We start from the raw sequence: 19,178 nt of genomic DNA on the forward strand, positions 1-19,178 counted from the left end.
GTGCTCCGGTGCGCGCGCCGGCTTCGGCCGGCATCGCTTTGTTCTGGCTGTCCGTCATCATGCTGGCCGGGCGGTTGGCCGCGATGCGACCCGACCGCCCGCCGGCGCGCGAACCAGAGCGTGCCCGCGCCGCCCCCGCCGCCTTCCGGCGCGCTACCGCGCGACCTCGCGCCACCGCCTCAGGCGCCGCGCGTTTCCAGCACCTCCACCGCCGGCAGCGTCTTGCCCTCGAGGAACTCGAGGAACGCGCCGCCGCCCGTGGAGATGTAGCTGACCTTGTCGTGAATGCCGTACTTGGCGATCGCGGCGAGCGTGTCGCCGCCGCCGGCGATCGAGAACGCCGGCGAATTCGCGATCGCCTCGGCGAGCGTCCTGGTGCCGTTGCCGAACTGGTCGAACTCGAACACGCCGACCGGGCCGTTCCAGACGATGGTGCCGGCCTTCTCGAGCTGGCCGGCGAGCGCCCTGGCCGTTTCCGGGCCGATGTCGAGGATCAGGTCGTCCGCCTCGATCTCGCCGACCTGCTTGACGGTGGCCTGCGCGGTGGCCGCGAATTCCTTGGCCGTGACGACGTCCGACGGGATCGGCACCGATGCGCCGCGCTTGCGGGCCTCGTCGATGATCGCCTTCGCGTCGTCCACCAGGTCCGGCTCGGCCAGCGACTTGCCGATCGTGAGGCCGGCCGCGAGCATGAACGTGTTGGCGATGCCGCCGCCGACGATCAGCTGGTCGACCTTCTCGGCCAGCGACTTCAGGATGGTCAGCTTGGTCGACACCTTCGAGCCGGCGACGATCGCCACCAGCGGGCGCTTCGGGTTGCCGAGCGCCTTGCCGAGCGCGTCGAGTTCGGCAGCCAGCAGCGGGCCCGCGCAGGCGATGCCGGCGTACTTCGCGATGCCGTGGGTGGTGGCCTCGGCGCGGTGCGCGGTGCCGAACGCGTCGTTGACGTAGATGTCGCAGAGCTTGGCCATTTTCTGGGCGAGCGCGTCGTCGTTCTTCTTCTCGCCCTTGTTGACGCGGCAGTTCTCGAGCAGCACGACGTTGCCCGGCGTCACCTGCACGCCGTTCTCGACCCAGTTCGCCACCAGCGGCACGTCGCGGCCGAGCAGCTCGGCCAGGCGCTTGGCCACCGGCGCGAGCGAATCCTCGGGCTTGAATTCGCCTTCCGTCGGGCGGCCCAGATGCGAGGTGACCATCACCGCCGCGCCCGCGTCGAGCGCCGCCTTGATCGCCGGCACCGAGGCGCGCACGCGCGTGTCTTCGGTGATGTTGCCGTGGTCGTCCTGGGGCACGTTCAGATCGGCGCGGATGAACACGCGTTGGCCGGAGACTTTGCCTTCGGCGATCAGGTCGGTAAGACGCTTTACTTGGCTCATGGGACTGATTGAAGGTTGATGAGGAAGGCGGTGCTGAAACCTCGCGCGCGGGCTGCCGACAAGGGCGCCGGACGGCCGGGCTGGGCCGTGCGACACGTTCGAGGTTTCCGGAAAGGGCCATTCTAGCCGATCCACCCCGCGGCCTGCCGCGCCGCGGGGCGAATTCCCCCTATTTGGCCGCGAGGCCGCGCTGCTGCATGGCAGCAAGCCGCCGCGCGCGGTTTCAGGGGTCAAATAATGAGACGCAGGGCGGTAAACACCAGCATGCCGACCACGATCGTGCCGATCATGCTGCGCCGCCAGAGAAACCAGCCGAGGCCGGCCGCGGCCGCGTAGAAATCGTGGTTGGCGAGCGAGAACGAGATCCCGGCCGGCGTGTCGAGCACGTCCGGCAGCACCACCGCGACGAGCGCCGCGGCCGGCGCGTAGCGCAGCGCGCGCTGGGCGCGCTCGGGCAGGATGGTGCGCTCGCCGCCGATCAGGAACAGCGCGCGGGTGAGCGCGGTGACGAGCGTCATGCCCGCGATCACCCACCAGACCGGGGCGCCGCTCATCGCCGCCCCCCTTCGCCGTCGCCGGCCGCTTCGGCGGGATCGACCGCGTCGCGGCTGCGCACCTCGGCGCGCAGCCGGCGCCAGTCCGCGCGCTCGACGAAGGTGTCGGCCAGCGTGCCGGCCGCGAGCGCGGCGAACACCGCGAGCGGCAGCCCGAGCCGGTACGGCAGGTCGAGCGCCAGCAGCGCGACCACGCCGGCCACCGCCACCGCCGCGAGCGTCGAGCGGTTCGCCACCGCCGACACCATGATCGGGATCAGCGCGAGCGTGCCGGCCAGGCCCAGCCCCCAGCTGTCGGGCACCGCGCTCGCCAGCGCGATGCCGGCCAGCGACGAGGCCTGCCATGACACCCAGCTGAGCAGCGCCATGCCCCAGAAGTAGGCTTCCTTGCCCGGCACGTGGCCGGTCGCGAAGCCCTGCTTGATGAACAGCAGGTAGATCACGTCGCCGTTGAAATAGCCGATCAGGACCCGGCGCCACATCGGCAGGTAGGAGAAGTGCGGCGCGAGGCCGGCGCTGAAGATCACGAAGCGCAGGTTGACCATCGCGGCCGTCAGCAGGAGGGTCCAGAGCGGCAGCTTGGCCGCCATCAGCGGCAGCACCGCGAGCTGGGACGAGCCGCCGTAGACGAGCAGCGACATCCAGACCGCCTGCCCCGTCGTCATCACCGACTTGCTCATCGCGATACCGGTAACGAGACCCCACGACAGCATCGCGGTCAGCGTCGGCGCGTAGTCGCGCGACGCCTGGAAGAAGGCATAACGATCGGTGGCGGACAGGCGAGCGAGCATGAGACGGCGCCGGGCGGCGCAAATGAGACGGGCAGGCGCGCGGACCGCGTTGTCTCCCGTTGTGCTTTTGTTGAACGACCAGGCGATTATAGCGCCGGACCGTGCCCGAGCGAACCGTTGCGGCGGCAAAAGACGCTAAAATGCCCGACCGGCGCGGCCCGGCTGCGCCTGACCCGGCGCCGGGCACGCGCCGACCCGGGCGACGCGCGGCGGACCCGCGAAACGGCGTGGTGTGACCGATCGGACAACGGCATGCCGCGCGCGGGGTTTTTTCGCTATCGTGTCGGGCAGCGGCGGCACGCCTGATCCAGCCCGTGATTCGCCGGGCGGCGCGCGCGCCGTTCCCCCTTTACCGCAACAAGAGACCGCCCCATGAGTGAAATCAAGGAACGACCGCTCGTCGAACTGTCGGCGAAGGATCTGCCGGCGTACTGCCCGAACCCGGCGATGGCGCGCTGGAGCGCCCATCCGCGCGTGTTCATCGACGTCACGCACGGCGAGGCGCGCTGCCCTTACTGCGGCACGCGCTACAAGCTGCGCGACGGCGAAGTCGTCCACGGCCACTGACGGCCGACGGCCCCGGCGAGCCGGGCACGCCCCGTTCCGCTTCTCCCCGCAAACCCGAGCGCGGCGCCCCGGCGCCGCGTTTCATTACGACACCGGATATCGACCTGATGCGTCGCGCGTTGGTAATCGCACCGAACTGGATCGGTGACGCATTGATGGCGCAGCCGCTTTTCGCGCTGCTCAAGAAACTGCATCCGCGCCTGCAAATCGACGCGGTGGCGCCCGGCTGGGTCGCGCCGGTGCTCGAGCGGATGCCCGAGATCCACGAGGTCCACGCCACCGACCTGGCCCACGGCAAGCTGCAGATGCTGCGCCGCTGGCAGCTCGCGAGCGACTTGCGGGAGGTGGGCTACGACGCCGCCTACGTGCTGCCGAACTCGCTGAAGTCGGCGCTGATCCCGTGGCTCGCCGGCATTCCGCTGCGCATCGGCTACACCGGCGAGTCGCGCTATGCACTGCTCAACGTGCGCCACGCGAACCCGCCGAAGGCGCGCGACGCGCGCCCGCCGATGGTGCCGTTCTACGCCGCGCTCGCCTACAAGCCCGGCGCGCAGCTCGACGAGACGCTCCAGGCGCTGCCGATGCCGCGGCTCGATTCGGACCTCAACGAGGCCGCGCGCGTCTCGGCGCGCTTCCATCTCGACACGCGCAAGCCGCTGATCGTGTTCTGCCCCGGCGCCGAGTACGGCCCCGCCAAGCGCTGGCCGCCCGAGCATTTCGCGGCACTCGCGCGGATCGTCGGCCAATCGTTCCCTTATACGCAGATCATCGCGCTCGGCTCGCCGAAGGACGCTGCGGCCGCCCAGGCGATCGCCGACCAGGCGCCCGGCGTGCGCAACCTGTGCGGCCAGACCTCGCTGACCGAGGCCTGCGCGCTGATCGCGCGCGCCAACGCGGTGGTCACCAACGATTCCGGGCTGATGCACGTGGCCGCCGCGCTGCGCCGGCCGCTCGTTGCGCTGTACGGCTCGACGGATCCGCGCCACACCCCGCCGCTGTCCGATCTGGCAAAGGTACAATGGCTGCATCTCGAATGCAGTCCCTGTTTCCAGCGAGAATGCCCGCTCGGCCATCTGAACTGCCTGCGCGAGCTGAGCCCGGAACAGGTATTCGCCGATCTGCGCGGGATGCTCGTCGGGCAGCGCTGACGGCCCCCGCGTCCGACCTTGACGCCATGACTGACGCTGGCGGCTTCGCGGCCGCTGCCCCGTAACAGCGCGCAAGCGCGAGAGACAAACCCGATGCCACGTTTTGCCCGCCTCTTCGAAGCTGCCGCCGATACGCTGAACGCCTACTACCAGGCAGTCGCCGACGCGAACCTCGACGCCCTGATGGTCCTGTGGATCGACGAGGATTTCGCGAGCTGCATCTGGTCCGACGGCGCACATCTGCACGGCCTCGAGCAGATCCGCAGCGGCTTCGGGGAACGCCTCTCGTCGCAGCCGGTGACGATCGAGCCGCTCGACATCCGCGTCTACGACAGCCTCGGCACGGTGGTCTACACGGTGGCCGAGGCGCACCAGTACGCGGACCCGGCCGCCGAGCCGGACATGGTGTTCGCGACCTACGTGATGATCCACGAGCGCGGCGAATGGCGGATCGCGCACATCCATGCGAGCCCGATCCCGGAGCAGGCGGCCACCCAGTTCGCCGCCAAGATCCGCCACGGCCAGGGCCCGCTGCACTGAGCGAGGCACCTGCGCGATGTCCGCCGCGTCCCCTCCCTCGCCGCTCGCCGGGCCCGAAGATCCGGCCGGCGCCCTGCGCTACCGCGCGCCGCGCTGGCTGCCGAACAACCACGCGCAGACCATCTTCCCGGCCCTGTTCGGGCGCCGCCCCGCCGTGGCCTATCGGCGCGAGCGCTGGGACACGCCCGACGGCGACTTCATCGATCTCGACTGGCTGAGCCATCCGGCCGGCGCCGAACCGGCGCCCGACGCGCCGCTGATGGTGGTGTTCCACGGCCTCGAGGGCAACTCCGACTCGCGCTACGCGCTGCTGCTGATGGCCGCCGCGCGCGAACGCGGCTGGCACGGCGTGGTGCCGCATTTCCGCAGCTGCAGCGGCGAGATGAACCGGCTGCCGCGCTTCTATCATCTGGCCGACGGCGCCGAGGTGGACTGGATCCTGCGCCGGCTCGCCGCCGGCCGTCGCGGCCCGGTGTTCGCGGTCGGCGTTTCGCTCGGCGGCAACGTGCTGCTGCACTGGCTCGGCGAGCGGCGCGGCGATCGCGCGATCGTCACGGCGGCGGCGGCCGTGTCGACGCCGCTCGACGTCCACGCCGGCGGCCTCGCGATCTCGCAGGGCTTCTCGATGGTCTACACGCGCTCGTTCCTGAAGACCCTGAAGATCAAGGCCTCGGCCAAGCTGCTCCAGCATCCGGGGCTGTTCGACGCGCGCCGGATGCTGGCCGCGCGCACCATGCACGAGTTCGACGACATCGTCACCGCGCCGCTGCACGGCTTCGCGAGCGCCGACGACTACTGGACCCGCGCCACCACGCGCCCGCTGCTGCGCGCCATCGAGATTCCGACGCTGCTGCTGAACGCGCGCAACGATCCGTTCCTGCCCGCCTCGGCGCTGCCGGGGCCGGCCGACGTCGCGCAGGCCGTCGAACTGGACCAGCCCGCGCATGGCGGCCACGTCGGCTTCATGACCGGCCCGTTCCCCGGGCAGGACGACTGGATGCCGCTGCGCGTGCTCCGTTTCCTTTCCCGCTTCGCGCCCCCGGCGCCCGCCCGACATGGATGAGATCGTCCGCCAGGCCCTCGCCAAATGGCCGAACGTACCGCACTGCACCGGCTGGCTGCGGCTCGACCGGCGCGGCGACTGGCGCATGCGCGACGAAGCCGCCCAGGCCGCCGGCGCGCCCGGCTCGCCGATCCGGCACGCCGCGCTGATCGCGTTCATCACGCGCAACTACGCGCGCGACGAGGCCGGCCAGTGGTTCTTCCAGAACGGGCCGCAGCGCGTGTACGTGGAGCTGGCCTATACGCCGTGGGTCGTGCGGCTCGCCGCTGCCGCCGATGGCGTGGACGACGCGGAAGGTGTGCTGACGCTGACCGACCAGGCCGGCGCGCCGTTCGAACCGGCCGCCGCGTGGCTCGACGACGCGGGCGGCGTGCTGTTCTCCGATGCCGGCGCGCCGCCGCGCGTGGCCGTGCTGCACGACCATGACCTCGACCTGTTCGCCGACCACGCCACGCTCGACGACGACGGCACCGGCGGCAACTTCCACTGGCGGCCCGGCGTCGATCTCGCGCTCGCCGCGATCCGCCGCGACGAGGTGCCGGCGCGCTTCGGATTCGTCGCGAGCCCGGCGGCCCAGGCCGGTGCCGGCGACACGCCGGGCACGGGCGGCAGCTAAGGCACGCGGCGCTATCCGCGTTCGTCCCGCTCAGCCTGCTCTTCCTTGTAGCGCGCCTCGAAGTCGTGCAGCCGCGCGGTGATGATCGACTGCTCGTAGAAGCTGACCGACTTGTCGTCGCGCGCCTCCTGCAGCTGGCGGATCGCCGACGGCCACGCGCCGCCGAGCGCGAGCTGTTCGGCCAGCGCGCGACGCCGCGTGATCGCGTCGCCGCTGCCCTGCGCCGCCTGCGCGAGATAGCGCCACCAGTCCGGCTGGCGCGGGTCCGACTGGGCCTGCCCCTGCGCGAGCGTCTGCGCCTCGCCGAAGCGCCTGGCCGCGAGCAGCGACTCCAGATGCATCGCGATCGCCGCGTGCGAGGCCGGCCAGCGCCGCTGGGCCGCCGCCGCGAGCCGCACCGCGTCGTCGGCGCGGCCCGCACGGCGCGCGATGTCGGCCGCCAGCACGTCGAGGCTCAGCGAGCTGGCGGCCTGCGTGCCCTCGTCCGCCTCGAAACGTTCGAAGCGCGCACGCGCGGCCGCGAGCGCCGCGTCCGCTTCCGGATAGCGGCCGAGCAGCGTCTCGCCAAGCGCGATGCCATACCAGTTCGCCGCCACGTTCGGCGCGAGCCGGTCGTCGATCTCGCCGCGCATGCGCCGCACCTCGTCGGCGATGTCGGACGGCGCGCGCAATTGCAGGATCCGCAGCCGCGCGCGCACCAACGCGTATTCGCTCGACTGGCGCGGCTGGCGGTACGGCGCGCGGCGCGCGCGTGAATCCATGTCGGCGATCCGATCGATCGTGAGCGGGTGGGTGCGCGCGTATTCGGGCACGCCCGCGTCGCCCATCGACGCGCGCTCCAGCCGCTCGAAGAAGCCCGGCATCCCATACGGATCGAAGCCGGCGCCCGCGAGCAGCTGGAAGCCGACCCGGTCCGCCTCGCGCTCGGCGCCGCGCGAGAAGCGCAGCTGGTTGTCGACCGCGTAGGCCTGGCCGCCCACCGCGATCGCGCTGCCGAGGTCGCCGCTGCGCGCGAGCACGCCGGCCAGCACGCCGAGCAGCATCGCCGCGAGCGCCGCGTAGCCGGTCTTCTCGCTCGCGCCGAGCATGCGCGCGATGTGCCGCTGCAGCACGTGACCCATTTCGTGGCCGAGCACCGAGGCGAGTTCGGACTCGGTGCGCGTCATGATCACGAGGCCGCTGTTCACGCCGATGAAGCCGCCCGGCAGCGAGAACGCGTTGATCTGCCCGTCGCGCATCGGGAACAGGTCGAAATCGGGACGATCGCCGCCGATGAACTGCGCGGCCGCCGCGGCCGACAGCTTCGCCGCGACCGAGTTGAGGTAGTCGCGCGTGAGCCAGTCGTCGAGATAGTCGGGATCGCGCCGGATCTCGCGCATCACGCGCTCGCCGAGGCGGCGCTCGGCCTGCGGCGTCAGCGCGCCGCCCGAGCCGTCGCCGAGATCGGGCAGCTGCTGGTTCTGCAGCGGCCCGCGCAGGCTCGGCGCCGCCGCGCCCGGCGTGCCCGCGAGCCGCGCGTGCTCGCCGCCGTAGGTGCCGAACACGCCCGGCGCGATCTCGGACGGAATCTCGGGCGCCGTGGAAATCGCGTCGAGGATGCGCGGCAGCGGCGGCGTGGGCGACGACTGCGCGCGGCTGCCCGGCGGCAGCGCGAGAACCAGCGACAGCGAAACGGCGAGCAGGGGTTTCAGACGCATGGATGACATCGAACGCGGCGGAGGCGACGGGTGGCCCGCGACGCGATTCGACGGCGGCGCGCGGCGCGCCGCGGAATCCACGCCGGGCGAATCGCGCACATTGTACTGGGGCGGCGCGCTGCTATGATGGGCGCCCATCTTCAGGAGCGCATCATGTCAGGACTGACTCACTTCGACGCGGCGGGCCACGCGCATATGGTGGACGTCGGCGACAAACAGGAAACGCGCCGCATCGCCGTGGCGCGCGGCGCGATCCGGATGCAGCCCGACACGCTCGCGCTGATCCGCGACGGCCGCGCGAAGAAGGGCGACGTGATCGGCGTGGCGCGGATCGCGGCGATCCAGGGCGCGAAGCGCACGTCCGACCTGATTCCGCTCTGCCATCCGCTCGCGCTGACGCGCGTGACGGTCGATTTCGAGTTCGACGAGGCGCTGCCGGGCGTGCGGTGTACGGCGCAGGTCGAGACGCTCGGCCGGACCGGGGTGGAGATGGAAGCGCTGACGGCCGTGCAGGTCGGGCTGCTGACCGTTTATGACATGTGCAAGGCGGTGGATCGGGGGATGGTGATCACCGATGTGGGGGTGGTGGAGAAGAAGGGGGGGAAGTCGGGGGATTGGACCGCGGCGGTCTGAGCCGCCGCCTGCTTCACGCCGATGCTCGGCGAGCGGGCCGCCGCATCACGCGACGCAACCCGCGCTGCCGAAGGCGGCAATGACCGCCCCGCCGACGTCAACTCAGAACGCCGTCCGAATCCCCACCCGTGCGACGGTCTGATTCCCCGTGGACGAATCGTCGAGCGCGCCGATCGACGCATTCTGATTACCCGACGCGTGCTGATAAAGGCCCTGCAGATACACCTCGGTGCGTCGCGACAGGTGGTAGCCCACCGTCAACCCGATCTCGTTGTAATGCGGATTGTTGAGCGGCGCCGTGACGTGAACCGACGGGTTTGCCTTCAGGCCGTCGATCTGGATCGACGAGCTCGTGTACAGGTACATCATCGCCAGATACCACGCCGACGTGACGTCGTATTTCGCATTGAACTCGATGTTGTCGAATCGCACGTGGCGCAGGGCCGTATTCAACGGCGCGCCGTCGAGATTCGTATGCGTGTACACCAACCCGAACGTCGCCGCACCGAACGCGTAGCCAAGGCCCGCGGCCGCCACGGTCTGCCTGGCCGCCTCGTAGAGCGTCCCCACCGCGGCACCGCTCGTGTTCAGATCCTCGCCGTCGACATCCAGAAATCCCGCCGCGGCCACCAGCGAGCCGAGCCGGTAGCGCGCGCCCACGCTCCAGGCGCGGTTCGACGCGAAGCCGCCGGCCTGGTTGCTGAAGCCGTACAGGCCGCCGAACTGCAGCCCCGCGTATTCCGGGCTCGCGTACTTGATCGCGTTGTTGATGCGGAACGTCTCGTCGAGATTGTCGGCGTCGAACGGGTGCGAGAACAACGATCCGCCCCAGCTGCCGGCCGCGCTCAGCGGCGCGACGTAGTCGACCACGGAATCGTACTGGCGGCCGAGCGTGACCGTGCCGAAGCGCTCCGACGACAGGCCCACGAACGCCTGGCGGCCGAACATCTCGCCGCTCTGCGAGAGCGCGCCGTTGTTGACGTTGAAACCGTTTTCGAGCTGGAAGACCGCATGCAGGCCGCCGCCCAGATCCTCGCTGCCCTTCAGGCCCCAGCGATCGCCAAGCTGGCGGTTGCCGCTGACCAGACCATAGTCCGACTTCCCGCCCAGGTTGCTGGCGTACTCGAAACCTTCGTCGATCGTCCCGTACAGCGCGACGCTGCTCTGTGCATGAGCCACACCGGCGGAAACGGCCAGCATCGCCGGCACCAGCGTTTTTGCGATTTTCATGAATTCCCCGTGAAGCGCGTTTGGTTCGTGATGATGTTTTGCGCTGCAACTACGACTGCGGACGGGGATTCTAGAGAGCCAAACTTTCGCGGCGTTTACCGGTGTCGCCGCGGCGCGACACGCGCAGGATGACTCTTGATTTCGGGTCCGGACCGGTGGCGAATTTCGGCGAGCGGCTAGCCGCGAAGCCCGCCGTCAACCGCAGGGGAAACGAAGCATCCCGTCAGCGAATTGCAATCGATGTGCAATCGATCCATGCGATCCGCCACCGCCTCACGACTTCGGCACCGCCACGCCCGCGATCGCCGGATCGATCCAGTCGGTCAGAATGCGCGCCCCCGCGGCCCGCGCTTTCGCCTCGGCCGCGTGCCGCTGCTGCAGGAACGCGGGAACCTCGCTCGCGTACTTGGCCCGGCCCGTTTCATAGGTCGGCCCGAACGTGTCGAGCCACGCGGTTTCCGACTGGATCCGCAGATCGAGCCGATCGCCGAGCGTAATCGGCAGATCGGCGGAACGCTCGTCGCGCTCGTATTTCAGTTCGACGAATTTCCCGTCCGCATACCATTGCCAGAGCGTGGTGCCGCCGTGCGACAGATGCCGCCAGTCCTCGAACGTCAACGCGTAGCCGGGATCGGCCTCCACCAGCGACGGCGAGGCGGCATAGGTCGGCCCGGCGTAGGTCTCGGGCGTGAACGAATAGGTGCGCCTGCCTTCGAGCCGCGGCGACGAGAGCGGAATGTAGCGCTTCCACCCGGCCTGCCGGATCACCTGCAGCACGCCCGTCACGTAGCGGTACATCGCCTGGTCGTAGGCGTCGAACGCGGCCGTGTCGTGGACGTCGGTGGGCGAGACCGGCACCTTGAACACGACGTGAATGGTGCGGACCTTGCCGCCCTCCTCGGTGTCGGACATGAACTCGACGTCGGAGGCCTGCGGCAGCAGCATGCCGTGCCTCGCGTCGCGGAACTCGTACACCGGCTCGACGCCGGTCGCGATCCGGCTCGCGTCGTACATCAAGGCGGTGGAGAGCTGCGAACGCTTGACGGGGACCCGCGCCGTGCGGACCACCTCGTCGCCGTTGTCGCCGATCCCGAAGCTCAAATCAGGTTGCATGGTCGTGGTTCCGTTGCGCGCCATCGAGGGCGCCGTCATGTGCCAGCCGTAGCCGCCCGCGCACGACGCGACGAGCAGCGCGAGTGCCGCGAAGCGCAGGCGCCTACGCATCCTTCCAGCCCGCGATCGTGGAAATCTGCTGGATCATGTACGGCCGGTAGCGCTGGCTCGACATCAGCGCGTGGTATTTGTCGAGGATCTTTCTCACGTATTTCATGCGTTCGGTCGCGTCGTAGAGGCTGCCGTCCTTGCGCTCCATGGTGACCTTGATGTCATCCTCGCCGAGGCCGGCCGATGTCAGCTGCGGATCGTTCGGGTCGATGGCCGCCGAGGCGTTGAAGAACAGCGTCGGATCCTTCGCGCCGGAAACGAGCCGCAACACGGGGCGCCGGCCGAAATCGTTCATGTCGATCGCGTTGCGGAACTCCTGGTGGTTGTACACCATCGCCTGCAGGTGCATCGTCTGCTCGTGCAGCAGGAACTGCCACGCCGCCTTGTAGGCCAGCTCGGGACGCTGCTGCGCGCCCGCCGATTCGTAGCTCTCCAGCAGCGCGAAGCCGTTCGACAGATAGCCCGTCACCTTGCAGTCCTCCATTTCCGCGATCGCGGCGCCGTCGCGGATCATGTCGCCGCCGATCACCCACAGCGGGTTCGACTTCTTCTTCAGCTCGTCGATCAGGCCGTTGTTCTGCCCCATCGCCCACGGCAGGCCCCGCACGATCTTCTGCACCACGTCGTCGTAGCTCGACACGCTGCGGCGCGCCTTGCAATGCTCGAACAGCTCCTTGCCGTACTGCCGGTAGAACAGATGCCAGGTCGTGACCTCGAGGAACACCCACAGGTTGCCCTTGGCCAGATAGTAGAACGTGACGATCGCCGACATCCGCGCCTGCCCGAGCGCCGACTGCGCCTTGTCCCATGACAGGAAGTGCAGCGCGAGATCCATGCCCGCCACCACCTCCTTGGCCGCGAACGCGGCAAGGCCGGGCCAGTAGAAACGCCCGGCCTTGTCGGTGCCCTCGTCGCCGAGAAACAGCTGCGCGTAGTTGCCGGCGGTGCGCTTCGCGCGCCGCATCGGATCCTTCAGGAAGGTCATCCCGTCCGCTTCCAGCGCGATGTTGTCCATCTGGACCATCGACCATTGATGCTCGCATTTGAGCGTGCAGTCCTTGTACGAATCCGGCGTCTGGTTCAGCGTGCTCTCGCCGAGCAGGCCGCCCTTCAGATACACCGTGCCTTCCTCCTGATTCACCAGCGATGAGTCCGCCACGCGAGCCTCCCGGTTGCGTCATTCGAATTGGTCGGAGCCGATCTGGATGTTCGGCACGTGCAGGTAAGCCTGGATCGGATCGGGCGACTGACTGAACACGCGCGAGATCGAGCCCTGGTCGCTCGCGGCCGTCTTCACCAGGTCGCCGCGCAGCTGCAGCAGATGATCGAGGTTCGGCACCGGCTTGCCGAGTTCGTCCTTGAACTGCAGCGCTTCGTCGTAAGGCCCGGCGGTCTGCTTGAACGCGCCGAGATTGGTATGCAGCTGGGTCGGGCCGGTGAACGCGTGCGAGGCGCCCTTCACGTCGATGCGGCCCGGCGCGTGGATCTCGATGTTGCCGCCCTTGAGCCGCACGTAGGCGCCGCCCGAGGTCAGCAGCACCTCCTGGTCGGCGGCCACCTCGATCTGCTGCGTCGCCGAGACGATCTTCAGCGTCTTCTGCGCGGTCAGTTCGAGGTTGTCGGCCTGTGCCTGGATCTCCACCTTGCCCTTCGCCGCGAACAGCTTCGCGCCGGCGTTCTGCACGAACAGGCTGAGCCGGTCGACCACGCTCGCCACCAGCGACTTGCCGGCCACCAGATGCGTGCTGGCGCCGCCGACCAGGTTGATCTGCTGGTCCGCGGCCAGGTGGACCGACTGCTGCGACGCCAGCGCGATGCCGTCCGGGCTCGCGAACAGCATCACCGGCTTGCCGAACACGTTCGCGCTGCCGGTGCCGCCGCCCGCCGTCAGGCCGCCCGCGGCACTGCCGGACTGGCTCTGCAGCGTCGCGTCGGTGAACTGCTGGAGCGCGTCCTGGCCGGCCTGCAGCGGTTCTGCCTGATGCTGCGCGCTCGCCCGCGACATCGCCTCGACCAGCGAGCCGGCGCCCTGCAGCTGCTGGCGCGCCTCGGTGGCATCGAGCGGCTGGCTGCCCGCCGGCTTCGCGTGCGTCGTCAGGTGCAGGCCGCGGCTCGCGCGCACGGCGCCGTAGGTATCGGTGCGCAGGTCGAAGCCGCTGCCGAGATAGGCGCCGCGCGCGTTGCCGCTCTGCGCGATCTGGTAGCCGAGCTGCAGCATGCTGTTGGCGCTGCTGCTCATCAGCAGCGCGCGGTTCTGGCCGGTGGCGTCGTCCATCACCATCTGGTTGTAGCCGCTGCCCGCGTATTCCTTCGAGCGGAAACCGGACAGCAGCCCGTTGTCGTGCCATTGCGGCTTGACCGAGCCGTTGTAGACGCGATGCAGGACGATCGGCCGGTCGCAGTCGCCGCCGAGATAGCCGACCGCCACTTCCTCGCCGACGCGCGGCATGTGAACGCCGCCGTAGCCGCCGCCCGTGTCGGCCTGCACGACGCGCACCCAGCACGAAGCCTGGCCGTCGGCCGTGTCGAGCCGGTCCCAGACGAAGCGGATGCGGATCCGGTTCAGCTCGTCGGTGTGGACTTCCTCGCCGTCCGGGCCGGTGACGATCGCCGTCTCGAGCGCCATCTCCGGCTTGGCGTGCTCGAACGGGCTGCGGTACGGCAGCGTCGTGCGCTGCGCTTCGACCTCGACGCGGTAGAAGCCGGTGGAGCCGTCGTCATGCGTGACGGAGCCGGCGGTATCGGCGGGGCCCTCAGCTTCGTTCGCACTCTCGCGCTTCGCCGCCGCGAGCTGCGCCTTCAGCCCGTGCGGGAAGTTCGCTTCCTGCTCCGACAGCGGCAGGTTGTTCTCGATGTAGCGCCGCACCTTCAGCGCCGCGAACTCGCGCTGCGCGGCGGCATCGGCATCGTGCTCCGGGTGGCCGGCCAGCGTGAAGCGCCGGCCGGCGTCGATCGCGCGCACGCCGCCCACCGCCTCGAAGCGCTTCGCGCGCGACTCCCATTCCTCGAGCCGCAGCTTCGACAGGTGATCGCCGCGATCCTGCGTGGCGAACGTGTAGGCGCCCGTGTATTCGTAGACTTCGAGCTGCCCCGGCAGCGTGCCCTGGTCCGCACGCGTCGGCAGCATGGTGCCCTTCGGGTTCGACGGCACCGACGGCGCCTTGTAGTCGAACGTGCGCGTCGTGTAGGCGACGCTCTGCAGCGTGCGCGTGCCGGCCCATTGCGTGAACGCGTCGGATTCTTCGCCGGTGCCGGCCCGCGCGAAGCGGATCGTGCCGCCGGGCAGCGGGTCGAGCGCGTGGATGTCGTCGACCACGACGACGCTGTGCGAGGTGCCGTCCGCGTCGTGGCGCCAGAAGCCGTAGAGCCCCTCGTCCTCCATCAGCCGATGCACGAAGTTCCAGTCGGTTTCGCTCTGGCGGCAGTACGAGCGCGCCGGCAGCGGCTTCGACAGCGTAAACGTGAAGCGGCCGCGCGCCTGCGGATGCGCGTTGAAGACGTCGGTGATGATCGCGTCGGCGCTCTGGTCCTGCCAGCAACGCATGTCGCGGCGAAAGCGCAGGAAATGCAGCCAGGAGGCGAACGTGAGCTGGTAAGTGGTGAGGCTGCCGTCGGCGCCGAGGCGGCGCGCGGTATGGATGTAGCCGTTGACCGGCAGATAGCTGCGGTCGGCCTGCTGGACCCAGAGCGTGATCGGCTGCGCGATCAGCGTCTTCAGCTCGACGTCGTCGGCCGGTGACACGAGATCGAGCGTGACGTCGAAGTCGCGTCCCAGCTCCGCCGAGACGATCGCGCGCCGCGGCACCATCGTGTCGGACGGCAACGCCGGAATGTCGGTCTTGATCAGTCGATCCTGCTGGATCAGGCCACCGCGAATCGCCGATACCAGATCGGTCGTATTCATCCGCTCCCCCTCTTCCGAGGCCCGCTGCCGGGCCAGAGTGGTGCTGCGCTCTCCCGGGAACGGCCTTCCCGGCTGAATCAATCAGCGCCGATTCTACAGGGAACGGGCGACGCAACGGGCGATCGGCGAATCTGGAGATGGGGCGGGAAGCGGGCGGGATCAGCGACGATTCGCCCCTTTTTCTTTCGGATGGGGGACGATGGGGGAGGTGCGTCGCCGGCGTTTGCGGCGTGACGCGCCGCGAGCGATGCGGGAGGGAGACGGCGGTGGGCGGCGGCGCTTGGGAGCCGCGCTCGGCGGCGGAGGCATTCGCGGCGGCTTCGGCCCGGTGGCGCAGTTCAGTGCTCAGTGGCTCGGCGATTCGGGCAACTCGAGATGGCTTGCGCCCTGGGCTCGGTGGCTCAGGCATCCGGCATCCGGCGTTCGGGAAGGTTCGGGCGCTGCCGGTGCGAGAGCACCGGCGGCAAAGCACGAAGGACGATCGGCACCGTCAGGCGCCTGGCGGCACCCGCCTTGGGTTCGCCGACGCGCCGCCCCGACGATCGCGTCGCTCGTATTGCCGGCCTCGCGCCGACGCCGGACGGCATCGGCGCGAAGCCCGCGCGTCATTTGCCCGGCGCGCCGGCCGGCTCGAACACGAACGGCTGCGTCAGCGTGAACGGCGCGGGCTGGCCGCCGTCCGCGGCGTGCTGTGTGCAGTGCGCGCGCGACATCGCCGCCACGGCGGCCCGGTCCGCCGCCGCGTTGCGGCTGCTGGTGGTAATCGTCACGTTCCCGGGCTCGCCCTCGGCGCTGATCAGCGCGCGCACGAGCACCGTCAGCTGACGGTCGAGCGGACGCGCGTCGGGTGGATACGCGGCCACCGGGATCGAGCACGACAGCGTGTTGTCGTGCGACTGGAACGTCGCGCAGCCGGCAAGCTGCGCAAGCACGAGCGGCAAGGCGAAATGCTTCGCGTGGCGAATCATGTGGAAGGCTTCCCCGTAGGTACGTCGCGCGGGCGGGCTCATGAGGGTGGCACGCGCCGCGTGGTCTCGCTTCGTTGTGTCGCCGTTCGGAAGCGGCGCGCGACGAGCTTACAGCATCGACTTCGCCTGCGTCAGCACCTTGTCGCAAATCTGCTGCGTGAGCTGCTGCTTGAGGCCGCCGCCGCTCAGGTCGAGCGTCTTGCCGTTGCCGGCATCGAGGATGCCGCTGCTGCCGCTCGTGAACCCGGCATCGGCACCCGGATTGCCGCCGAGCTTGCCGACCAGCGCGTCCTTCACGGAACTCGCGCCGCCGCCGGCGAGGAACTGGTTCTGGATGCAGAACTGCAGCACGCCGGCCGCGTTGCCGAGGCTGCCCGGCATCAGCGACGAGCCGCCGCCCATCGCGCCGCCGAGGCCACCGAGATTGCCGGCGAGGCCGCCCGAATTCTGCGTGGCCGCGCCGCCGGCCTGCTTGAGCATGTCGCCGAGCTGGGCCCAGGCGAACGTGGCGGGCAACGACAGACCGATCATGACGCCGGCGGCAACGGCCCGGCCAGTGCGAAGTTTCATCGTGATCCTCCTGGTGGTGGACGGCGGTGCCGCCCATGCCGCTGTCAGGATAATCGAAGCTTCGCCGCCAACCGAGGCCGGCGCCGCGCCATCCGGGTGAAATTGACGATCTTTGACGGATGCCCGCGGCGACGGGGCGACGCGATCGATGCCGTGACACGCACCCATGCGGCCGATCGTTTCATTCGCCGAATCTTGCGCCCTGCATCACGTCACGCACCACCGCGAGGCCACCCGCGCTTCGCGCTCGCTCACGACGCGTCAGTCGTCCGAATCGTCGCCGTCGTCATCGTCGTCCGCCGCGGCCATGTCCTTGCCATAGCGCGCCACCAGCGCCTGCTTGAAGGCGCCCAGCGACGGCTGCGCGTCGACGAGCTTGTAGAGCGCCGCGAGCTGCGCGGGCCAGTCGTGCAGCTCCTCGGCGAAGATCCGCAGGCGCGCGACCGTGTCGAGCGCGTCGCCATCGCGCCCGTCGAGCGCTTCGAGCACCGCGTAGCGGCGCAGCACCGTCTCGCCCGGCAGCAGCGCGATCGCGTGCTGGTGCGCGGCCAGCTTGGCCGGCAGGCCGTCGCGCGAGAGCGGCATCAGCGTCGCCGCGCCGTATTCGCCCCAGGCGCCGAACAGGAACGACGGCGACTCGCGGTACTGCTCGGCCGGATTCGCGCCGTAATAGAGCACCTCCGCGCGCTGATAGTCGCGCAGCACCGGGTACAGCGCGAGCAGCGCCGCCACCGACACGACCGCGAACACCGCGTAGGCGAGCCGCCCCGGCAGTGCGCGCAGCGCGCGCGTTTCGAGCAGGCCGATCACGAACATCGCCGGCAGCGTGAAGAACGTGTATTGCTGCGGATACTCGACGAGCGCATGCATCAGCAGCACACCCAGCAGCGCGAGGCCGTAGAGCCGCTCGCCGGTATGCGGCACGCGCAGCGCGCGCACGAACCACAGCAGCAGCGTGACGAGCAGCGCGCCGAGGCCGAGCACGCCCGACTTCGCGAGCAGGTCGATGAAGATGTCGTGCGAGTTGTTGGCGATCTCGACGCCGCCGAGCGCGCGCACCAGCTCGAACTGACGCAGCGGGAATTCGCCCCAGCCCACGCCGAGCCACGGATGTTCGCGGAACATCGTCAGCCCGTATTTCCAGAGCGCGAGGCGCGGCGCGATCTGTCCGGCGTCGCGCATGCGCTCGGCGGCCGATTCCGCCAGGCCGAGGTGGTAGTGCAGGTTGGCCCAGCGCACCGCCACGTTCACCGCGACGAACACCACCGCGAGCGCGAGCGGGTACAGCCACGCCGCGCCACGCCCCTCGCCGCGCCGCGCGGCGGCCAGCGCCGCCCAGAGCCCCGCCACCACCATCACCGCCACCTGCAGCCACGGCCCGCGCGACACCGTGAACGCGAGCCCGGCCGACAGCACGATCGACAGCGGCAGCCAGCCCCAGGCCGGCAGCCGGCGCGCCTGCGCGAGGTACAGCGTGCTCGCGAGCGCGAACGCGATGTAGGTGGCCAGATGGTTCGCCTGCGCCATGTTGCCGTAAGGCCGGCGGTCGGCGAGCACGCCGTAGCTGACCACGAACGGCGAGAACGTGTGTTCGAGATGGAGCAGCTGCACGATCTGGCAGCCCACCGCGAACACCCCGCCGACGATCATCGCACCGGCCATCATCCGCGCCACGGCCTCCACCGACAGCACGCGGCCCAGCACGTAGCCCGACTGCATCGCCACCAGCGCGGCGAGCAGGTAGCCGAGCGCGAGCCAGTTCATCGACGGCTGCGACAGCGGCAGCACCAGCGTCTGCACGATCAGCACCGCGCCGAACGCGAGCGGCGCACCCCACGCGAGCGGCGCCGCGAACGGCCGAACCGCGCGCTCGCCGCGCGCGAGCAGCACCACCAGCACGCCGAGCAACGCATAGAGACCGAATGCGGTGAATTCGGAATAGAACGTCGGGATCGGATAGGTGTGGTTGGTGACCGCGTAAGGCAGGATCAGGGCGACGGCGAGCGCAATCAGCGCCAAAGAACGCAGAACGGAAGAAGGCATGAGCGAACCGGATGTCAGCAACCGGCGCACTATACAAAAAATTTCCGGCGCTGAGTCGCTCGTGTGCGCAACTGTCGGCACATCGTCAGCCGCAGGCCGGTTTTCGATGGTCCGCCCCCGTTTGCTGGCACGTTGGATCGCGCACCGCGCGCGTGACCGCCATGCGCTGCCATCTCACTGCACCACCACCGCCGCCCTCGGCATCGCGCCGCATTCACGCGCCATCGGCCGGCATGCGGACAGACTTGCCCATG

The 19,178-nt window shown here is 69.8% G+C and carries 17 protein-coding genes; 6 read left to right on the plus strand and 11 right to left on the minus strand.

Annotated elements, in window-relative coordinates:
* Positions 1 to 179 precede the first annotated feature (179 nt).
* From BpN12_RS30570 to BpN12_RS30580, 3 genes are all read right to left on the minus strand, one after another.
* Entirely contained in the window at positions 180 to 1,376 is a 1,197-nt protein-coding gene (locus tag BpN12_RS30570; RefSeq protein WP_246795861.1) for a phosphoglycerate kinase, read from the minus strand.
* Positions 1,377 to 1,606: 230 nt separating this feature from the next.
* Positions 1,607 to 1,930: an AzlD domain-containing protein gene (locus tag BpN12_RS30575; protein WP_246795862.1), complete on the minus strand. Its 324-nt coding sequence runs from the start codon at positions 1,928 to 1,930 to the stop codon at positions 1,607 to 1,609.
* A complete protein-coding gene (locus BpN12_RS30580; protein WP_246795863.1) occupies positions 1,927 to 2,721 on the minus strand; it encodes an AzlC family ABC transporter permease in 795 nt (264 codons plus the stop codon). The genes BpN12_RS30575 and BpN12_RS30580 overlap by 4 nt, the downstream gene beginning before the upstream one ends.
* A gap of 372 nt (positions 2,722 to 3,093) precedes the next feature.
* Here BpN12_RS30580 and BpN12_RS30585 point away from each other — a divergent pair, with 372 nt between their 5' ends.
* The 5 genes from BpN12_RS30585 to BpN12_RS30605 all read left to right on the plus strand — a co-directional run bounded on the left by BpN12_RS30585 (position 3,094) and on the right by BpN12_RS30605 (position 6,655).
* The gene (locus tag BpN12_RS30585; RefSeq protein WP_015876899.1) at positions 3,094 to 3,288 is read left to right on the plus strand and encodes a zinc-finger domain-containing protein; all 195 of its coding nucleotides are present in this window, start codon (positions 3,094 to 3,096) and stop codon (positions 3,286 to 3,288) included.
* A gap of 107 nt (positions 3,289 to 3,395) precedes the next feature.
* A complete protein-coding gene (gene waaF / locus BpN12_RS30590; RefSeq protein ID WP_246795864.1) occupies positions 3,396 to 4,436 on the plus strand; it encodes a lipopolysaccharide heptosyltransferase II in 1,041 nt (346 codons plus the stop codon).
* A gap of 93 nt (positions 4,437 to 4,529) precedes the next feature.
* On the plus strand, positions 4,530 to 4,976 hold the full coding sequence (locus BpN12_RS30595) for a nuclear transport factor 2 family protein (protein WP_246795865.1): 447 nt from the start codon (positions 4,530 to 4,532) through the stop codon (positions 4,974 to 4,976).
* A gap of 16 nt (positions 4,977 to 4,992) precedes the next feature.
* The gene (locus tag BpN12_RS30600; protein ID WP_246795866.1) at positions 4,993 to 6,039 is read left to right on the plus strand and encodes a hydrolase; all 1,047 of its coding nucleotides are present in this window, start codon (positions 4,993 to 4,995) and stop codon (positions 6,037 to 6,039) included.
* Entirely contained in the window at positions 6,032 to 6,655 is a 624-nt protein-coding gene (locus tag BpN12_RS30605; RefSeq protein ID WP_246795867.1) for a DUF2946 family protein, read from the plus strand. Before BpN12_RS30600 ends, BpN12_RS30605 begins: the two co-directional genes overlap by 8 nt.
* Before the next feature lie 11 nt (positions 6,656 to 6,666).
* On the opposite strand, the gene BpN12_RS30610 is transcribed toward BpN12_RS30605, so the two are convergent.
* Entirely contained in the window at positions 6,667 to 8,352 is a 1,686-nt protein-coding gene (locus tag BpN12_RS30610; RefSeq protein WP_246795868.1) for a M48 family metalloprotease, read from the minus strand.
* Positions 8,353 to 8,505: 153 nt separating this feature from the next.
* On the opposite strand from BpN12_RS30610, the gene moaC reads away from it, so the two are divergent.
* Positions 8,506 to 8,985, plus strand: a complete 480-nt coding sequence (gene moaC / locus BpN12_RS30615) for a cyclic pyranopterin monophosphate synthase MoaC (RefSeq protein ID WP_246795869.1) — start codon at positions 8,506 to 8,508, stop codon at positions 8,983 to 8,985.
* A 102-nt stretch (positions 8,986 to 9,087) separates the two neighbouring features.
* Here the strand turns inward: moaC and BpN12_RS30620 are convergent, their stop codons facing one another.
* The 7 genes from BpN12_RS30620 to BpN12_RS30650 all read right to left on the minus strand — a co-directional run bounded on the left by BpN12_RS30620 (position 9,088) and on the right by BpN12_RS30650 (position 18,924).
* Complete coding sequence (locus BpN12_RS30620; protein ID WP_280529147.1) at positions 9,088 to 10,215, minus strand: porin; 1,128 nt, start codon at positions 10,213 to 10,215, stop codon at positions 9,088 to 9,090.
* 273 nt (positions 10,216 to 10,488) lie between these two features.
* Positions 10,489 to 11,439 (minus strand): hypothetical protein, encoded by a 951-nt coding sequence (locus tag BpN12_RS30625; protein ID WP_246795870.1) that lies wholly within the window; start codon positions 11,437 to 11,439, stop codon positions 10,489 to 10,491.
* Positions 11,432 to 12,598, minus strand: coding sequence for a DUF2515 family protein (locus tag BpN12_RS30630; RefSeq protein ID WP_246795871.1), 1,167 nt, complete (start codon positions 12,596 to 12,598; stop codon positions 11,432 to 11,434). The genes BpN12_RS30625 and BpN12_RS30630 overlap by 8 nt, the downstream gene beginning before the upstream one ends.
* Positions 12,599 to 12,616: 18 nt before the next feature.
* The gene (locus tag BpN12_RS30635; protein WP_246795872.1) at positions 12,617 to 15,343 is read right to left on the minus strand and encodes a type VI secretion system Vgr family protein; all 2,727 of its coding nucleotides are present in this window, start codon (positions 15,341 to 15,343) and stop codon (positions 12,617 to 12,619) included.
* Positions 15,344 to 15,948: 605 nt separating this feature from the next.
* On the minus strand, positions 15,949 to 16,311 hold the full coding sequence (locus BpN12_RS30640; RefSeq protein WP_246795873.1) for a TonB family protein: 363 nt from the start codon (positions 16,309 to 16,311) through the stop codon (positions 15,949 to 15,951).
* Positions 16,312 to 16,419: 108 nt separating this feature from the next.
* The gene (locus tag BpN12_RS30645) at positions 16,420 to 16,881 is read right to left on the minus strand and encodes a DUF2501 domain-containing protein (RefSeq protein WP_246795874.1); all 462 of its coding nucleotides are present in this window, start codon (positions 16,879 to 16,881) and stop codon (positions 16,420 to 16,422) included.
* Between the two features lie 261 nt (positions 16,882 to 17,142).
* Positions 17,143 to 18,924, minus strand: a complete 1,782-nt coding sequence (locus BpN12_RS30650) for a PglL family O-oligosaccharyltransferase (RefSeq protein ID WP_246795875.1) — start codon at positions 18,922 to 18,924, stop codon at positions 17,143 to 17,145.
* Between the last annotated feature and the right edge of the window lie 254 nt (positions 18,925 to 19,178).

It is taken from the genome of Burkholderia perseverans, assembly GCF_022870505.1.
Lineage (GTDB): Bacteria > Pseudomonadota > Gammaproteobacteria > Burkholderiales > Burkholderiaceae > Burkholderia > Burkholderia plantarii.